Below are 688 nucleotides of genomic sequence, written 5' to 3' on the forward strand. Positions count from 1 at the left end.
TTTTTTGGTGCCATGGCTGATAAATATGGTCGTAAGGCAATGATGATGGGGGCAATTTTCATTTACTCAGTCGGAACAGGCCTTAGCGGTATTGCTACAAACTTATATATGCTCGCAGTTTGCCGTTTTATTGTTGGCTTAGGGATGTCTGGTGGATATGCATGTGCTTCAACTTATGCGGTAGAAAGTTGGCCTAAAAATCTTCAATCTAAAGCTAGTGCTTTTTTGGTAAGTGGTTTTTCTGTTGGAAATATTATTGCGGCACAAATAATCCCTCAGTTTGCTGAAGTATATGGATGGAGAAACTCTTTTTTTATAGGCCTGTTACCAGTTTTACTAGTTCTTTGGATCAGAAAAAGTGCTCCAGAAAGTCAGGAGTGGATTGAAGATAAATATAAGGATAAATCAACATTTTTGTCTGTCTTCAGAAAACCACATCTTTCAATCTCTATGATCGTTTTCCTCGTCTGTTTTTGTCTATTTGGTGCAAACTGGCCGATAAACGGACTACTTCCTTCCTACCTGGCAGATAATGGAGTTAATACAGTGGTCATTTCAACTCTGATGACAATAGCAGGTTTAGGAACACTGACAGGTACAATATTTTTTGGTTTTGTTGGTGATAAGATTGGTGTAAAAAAAGCCTTTGTAGTCGGTCTAATAACTTCATTTATTTTCCTTTGTCCTC

Annotated in this window: 1 protein-coding gene; it reads left to right on the forward strand. The window is 37.8% G+C overall.

The window, feature by feature from the left end; genetic code table 11:
* Window positions 1-12: 12 nt before the first annotated feature.
* A partial coding sequence (locus tag ACFFRH_RS44870) for an MFS transporter (RefSeq protein WP_512701144.1) occupies window positions 13-688 on the forward strand: 676 nt, incomplete at its 3' end.

This window comes from Streptosporangium vulgare (genome assembly GCF_042428775.1).
GTDB lineage: Bacteria > Actinomycetota > Actinomycetes > Streptosporangiales > Streptosporangiaceae > Streptosporangium > Streptosporangium vulgare.